This is a genomic window from Pontibacter qinzhouensis (assembly GCF_008017455.1).
Taxonomy (GTDB): Bacteria; Bacteroidota; Bacteroidia; order Cytophagales; family Hymenobacteraceae; genus Pontibacter; species Pontibacter qinzhouensis.
The window spans coordinates 1-5,579 of sequence record NZ_VRTY01000178.1 but is presented as its reverse complement, the minus strand read 5'-3'; the positions used below and the strand labels follow the sequence as shown (position 1 = coordinate 5,579).

The following is a 5,579-nucleotide window of genomic DNA, read 5'->3' as shown; positions in this document are numbered from 1 at the left end:
TCCAATGAAATCAGCCTCCGGAAGGGCTTTTGCTCTTTTTCAGTCAAGGGTCAGGTCGTCTGCTTTCCCTCGGATGGGCCTTTGGGATAATTTATCGGCTGGTTTAACTCCGAGACCTTGCGTTATTTACTCTTTTATAAAGAGCTATATCTATTTATAAGTACTCGGCCAAAATTATTTACACAATAACATTTGATCATTTTCTCCCTAAGGAACGGAAAATCCATTAAGTAAATAAAAGTCGTTTGTCTTGTAACTAAGGCTTCGCTAAAGCCGCAACAGAAGAATCGCGTTCCAGCAAGGTAGCTGGTAAGATAGTTGTTTTGTTTACAAGTTGCTTCTGCCCGCTAGTGATCTGGTTCAGCAGCAGATCAACGGCTGTAGAGGCTATTTCTTTAATGGGCTGTGCTACGGCTGTAATGGAGGGCGTAAAAAGCCGGAACAGTTTTTCATCATCAAATACCACTACGCCCATGTCGTGCGGTATCCGGAGATTTAGGTTCTTGATGGCTTCCAGGCCACCGTCGGCCAGGTAACTTGTAGAGAATAGAACAGCGTCGATAAATGGATGCTGCCCCAGGTATGCCTCTATGGTTTGAACAACCTGGCTGTAAGGCATGTCGAATGGTATTTTCCGGATGTGATGCTTCTGCTCGTTCTCATCCATAGCCTTCATATAGCCAGTTAACCGTTCCTGCATCTGGTTCTGCTCCGAATCTAACGTGATGAAGGCGATTTGGCGGTAGTTGTTAAACACGAGGTGCTGTGCCGCACGGTGAGCGCTAGCCAGGTTATCGACCACTACATTAGCCGTCGGAATGTTTGGGAAGTAGCGGTCGAACAGCACCAGCGGCAGCCCACTATCTAGTAACGACTGCACTTCCTGCTCCACACCCGGAGGTGGGGCGATGATAAAGCCATCGACCTGCCTGCTTTTATAAACTTCCAGTAGCTCTTTTGTTTTAACGGGATCGTTTTCGGTACTGCAGTAAACTATTTTATAGCCTTTTTGATATGCCTGCTCCTCAATAGTGCGGGTGATGCTGGAGAAAAACGGGTCGGAAATATCTTCTACCATCACGCCGAGTATTTTGGTTTCGCCGGTGCGGAGGCCTTTTGCCAATTGGTTGGGCATATAGCCTACCTCTTTGGCATAGTGCAGGATCTTCTGAGTCATGGCCTCACTAATGTGGTTTTCCTTAGCCTTTCCGTTCAGCACAAAAGAGACAGTGGTTTTAGACACATTTAACCGCTCTGCAATATCTTTTAAAGAAACCTTTTTCATAAATCAGCTAAATACATGGTTATACCTACCTCGTAAACTGCCTTGCGCTTTTCTAAGCAGCCTGAAAATAGCTTCTACCTCCGCTATAGAAATGGTTAATAGCTAAATCGATTCAGCGTATTTATACTGCTTATCACTACCGGCCAGTTGTAAATTAGACTCCGGCTTAGCAGATCCTTAACTGCATTTATTTCACGATATAAAAAACCTGTTCTACTGGCGCTGCAGTTTTTAGCTTGGGTTCGGTGTTCCGGCCGTACTGCCAGGCTACAACCGTTACTTTAATCGGGAACCTGCTGCGCGGAGGAATTTTGGTGAACCGAAGCTCGTTGCCTATTACCACTGCAGGGCCTTCGCGCACGTAAAACTCAACTGGTACTTCGGCTGTAGAAGATGCCTGCAGCATAAGTGTGCTTTTCTTTATTTTGTTCGCCCGCTGGTTCTTTATTTCCGGAAACTGAATTTTCTGATTGGCTCCCTCCTGGTGCTGCAGCGGAATTTTAAGGTTCGCCAGTTGCACCGTACTTTTATAAGTTTCATCGCCGGGGTGGCTGGCAAGGAACCAGATATCGTTGGAGCGCTTCGGGTTGTCGAGGCCCATCCGGTTAAAGCTTATCCGGAAGGTATCTTGCCCCACCTGCTGCACGGGTCCTGTCAGGCGCGAAACCTTAACAGGACCTTCGGCATGACCAAGCGGTGTTCCAACCGATAATTTTGCCCCTTTAGCCAAGGTTTGGTTGCCGGCTGGCACAGAATCGAGGAAGGTTGCTCCTACCGTAAAAGTTAGACCATCTTCTAAAGGAATAAATTTCAGTTGCACCTGTTCCTGTTTTTTGCTTTGCTGAAGCACTTTTTCGTTTTGCACAAAGCCCAGCAGCTGAAGCTTTTTACCTCGCGTGCGCGCATAATATCGCTCTGTTGCCGCTGCCATTTCTTTATCGAAATACCAAAATGCTTCTTCAGGCTTTCCGGTGTAACTACCATGAGGAGCAGCAGGGGCCTGAGCGGTAGTATCTGGTTGCCACTGGTCGGCCAGCCACCCCTGCACAGGATCTACCGGCTTTAACGGAAACGGCTCATCAAGCGGAGCACCTGAGGGCAAGCGAAGTTTAGCTGCCTTCCGGATAAACAGCGCCAGGTAAGCGACCAACTCATCAGAATAATCGAAATGCCCATGCCCGGCATCTACTAACAATGAGATGGGTGCGGCTGGGTGTTTTTCGCGATAGGCCAGCGCAGGGGCTAAACGGCTTTTCTGCCACTCAGACTCGCCCAATACCAACAGCCCGGGCACACCTTCTATGCTGCGGTCTTCCCAGCTGGGGTTCGGGCGGCCACTGCCTGTCTTATCTGAAAGTGGGGCATCGCCTTTTATAGAGAGCATAGCCAGCGTACGGTCGGGGTTCCAGGCGCCGAAGTTCCAGGGGAAAGAGGCTGCAGCAGAATGACCGATAGGCACGACAGGTGCATAGGCTAACTCCTGGTAACCCGATACTTTTGCCAGTGCCTTCATCATGCTGCTGAACTGTTCTCCGGCTTTTCCTTTTTCGAAATCGAAAACGGGGTCTGCAGCAGGCGATACCCATATTTCGGCTATACCCAGGTCGGCCATCTCTTTCCGGAAGGCAGGATGCTCCAGAATACCTTCTTCGAGCAGGTGGTGCTGCCCTACCACCACTGCCTGTACCCTTTTACACTTTGGCGGTATCCAGAGAAAGGCGCGGGGAGGGCGGTTTGTCTCAGGAGCGGTAACACTATCTAACTCCACCGACCACTGCCACTCCTGCGCAGAACCAGGCAAGTGGAGGCAAAAAAACAGTAAAAAAAAGCTTGTCAGAAAAACTACAAATTTCATATCAAGGGTGTAATATATTTAAACGGAAGGCGCTGTTCTTTAGCTGTATCTGCTCTTGAAGACCTCCAAAATCCGAATCGGGTAAAACAATGACAGCGCCTTCAGCGGCCCAACGTTGTAGTGGACCAGCTGAAGACGCTGTGAGGGTTTGCTTCCTCTTTTTTTATGCAAGACCATGTTTAAATTTCATTTTTTGCGCTGCAAAAACGATTTTTAAATAAGATTTAAGATCACAATATACGACATATCGCACACGATGCCCACAATCATTTAACTTCGGCCTTGATTTCGGCTGGAGGAACCCGGAGCTTAACATGCCTTCTATTCTTTTTATAGAAGCCAATGTAACTTATCGGAATCAGGACTTGCATCATCTTGAGAAAAACGACACACGCATCACGACACACACTCTTCATGATTTGTACAAAAAATAACACAAATTCTAAAAAGTTGTGGCGCTGTCTTTTAGCATACCCTTGACATATTTTTGCTAAAAATCCTTCGGAAGGGCATTTTCATTCAAATAATTCTATTTTGCGCTACCGATAAGGCAGCTTTATACAAGCTCTGCTAAGGCAATTTCGAAGGTGGCTTTGGCTATTTCTGTGCGAAGGCTGTTTTTAGTATGAGCTTTTTTCAGGGCCTCCCGAATAACAGAAGAAACATCCGAGAAAATAGCCTCATCGGTTACTTCCACATCGGTTCCCATCAGGTAGGCAAATACGCGCGCCATGCCGCAGTTGGCAACAAAATCAGGGATAACCGACACGTGCTGATCGGCGAACTCGCCAGTAGGACCAAAGAAGATCTCGGTATCCTGAAAGGGCACATTGGCTCCGCAGGAAATTACCTCCAGGCCGGCCGCTATCATTTGCTGCACCTGCTCCCGAGTAACCAGGCGCGAGGCAGCTGCCGGCAAAAACACCTCGGCTCCCATAGACCAAATTTTGTCGTTTACTTCTTCAAAAGAGCGTAACTGCTCCGTATTCGGGTTGAGCACATTGCCCTGCCGGTTAAAAAACAGTTCCCGCACCTCCTTAAAGGAAAAGCCGGCTGGCTGGAGCAAACCACCTACCCTGTCTATAACACCGACAATACTGGCACCATTGGCCGCCATGTAAAAAGCTGCGGCTGCTCCTACGTTCCCCCAGCCCTGCACAATAACGCGCTTGCCTTTTAGTTCGCCTCCCCATAACTGGTAATAATGTTTCACTGCCTCGGCCACACCATACCCGGTAATCATGTCGGCAATGGTGTATTTGTGAGCGATGGAGGGCGTAAAATGAATGTCTTCGATCACTTTACTTACTCCCTGGCGCAGCTGCCCCAGTTTGTTAATTTTCTGTGGTTCTGTTGCCTGGAAATGCCCATTCACGATGCCCTCCTGCGGGTGCCACAGTCCGTAATCTTCTGTTATAGGAATTACTTCATGTATCTCATCCACGTTCAGGTCGCCGCCGGTGCCGTAGTAGCTCTTTAGCAATGGGGTTACGGCTTTGTACCAACGCTCCAGCACGCCGCGTTTGCGCGGGTCAGCCGGGTCGAAGTTAATGCCGGATTTGGCACCTCCTATGGCCGGACCAGACACCGTGAACTTTACTTCCATGGTTTTAGCCAGCGACTCTACTTCGCGCCGGTCGAGTCCTTTGCGCATGCGTGTTCCGCCTCCGGCAGCACCGCCACGCAACGAGTTTATCACGGCCCAGCCCTCTGCCTCTGTTTCCGGGTCTTTCCATTCAAATACTATTTCAGGTCGCTTGTGCTCAAACTTCGATAAAAGGTCTTTCATGTAGGTAGTTGTAGGTTATGCGGTATTTTAGTACCTGATGTTACGCACTATTGCTTAATTATTAGCACCAGCGAATCAGGCTAAACTGCTATGCTATGCATTCCAGGAAACAGAGCGGCCAAGACCTCACAGCGTGCGCAGCTCCAGCGAGCTTCTGAGGGACCAGTAGCAGCTCTCCGAAATGAAACACTCACAGCAACTGCGAGGCTTGTGACAAATCAGATTGTTGGAATAACAATGTCCTTCCATAGGCTATGCTGCTGCGTAATATCAGTAATAAGAATCAAATATCGAGAAGTTTTGCCGCAGTCTATTAATAGCGGAACATAAAGGTATTAAGAAGCAAATTTAGCTTTACCTCTTTTTATCTTACTACTCTTGCACGTATAAGAGTTTGTTAGACTGGTTCTGAAAATATACCACTATAGCGCGACCATCATAAAAGTTATGACAGGAGAACCATGGCTTTTGGTCTGCTTTGTGTAGACGATTGCAGAAACTGCACATGCTGCGAGTCCTTACCAACTCATTTTCAAATCTTTTGATCAGCACACTGACTTCACCAACCAAATTATTCTAATGAATTAGGCACTTGTTTAATGGCTAAGAAAGCTGTAAATTGATTGAAATAGAGCTATTTACATGGAGAA

3 protein-coding genes are annotated in these 5,579 nt (G+C 47.8%); all 3 read right to left on the bottom strand.

Annotated features, from left to right (window positions below; translation table 11 throughout):
- Positions 1–256: 256 nt before the first annotated feature.
- The 3 genes from FVR03_RS23630 to FVR03_RS23620 all read right to left on the bottom strand — a co-directional run bounded on the left by FVR03_RS23630 (position 257) and on the right by FVR03_RS23620 (position 4,929).
- Positions 257–1,285, bottom strand: coding sequence for a LacI family DNA-binding transcriptional regulator (locus FVR03_RS23630; protein ID WP_147924242.1), 1,029 nt, complete (start codon positions 1,283–1,285; stop codon positions 257–259).
- 187 nt (positions 1,286–1,472) lie between these two features.
- Positions 1,473–3,140: a hypothetical protein gene (locus tag FVR03_RS23625; protein ID WP_255474379.1), complete on the bottom strand. Its 1,668-nt coding sequence runs from the start codon at positions 3,138–3,140 to the stop codon at positions 1,473–1,475.
- Positions 3,141–3,696: 556 nt separating this feature from the next.
- Positions 3,697–4,929, bottom strand: a complete 1,233-nt coding sequence (locus tag FVR03_RS23620) for a Glu/Leu/Phe/Val dehydrogenase dimerization domain-containing protein (RefSeq protein ID WP_147924241.1) — start codon at positions 4,927–4,929, stop codon at positions 3,697–3,699.
- Between the last annotated feature and the right edge of the window lie 650 nt (positions 4,930–5,579).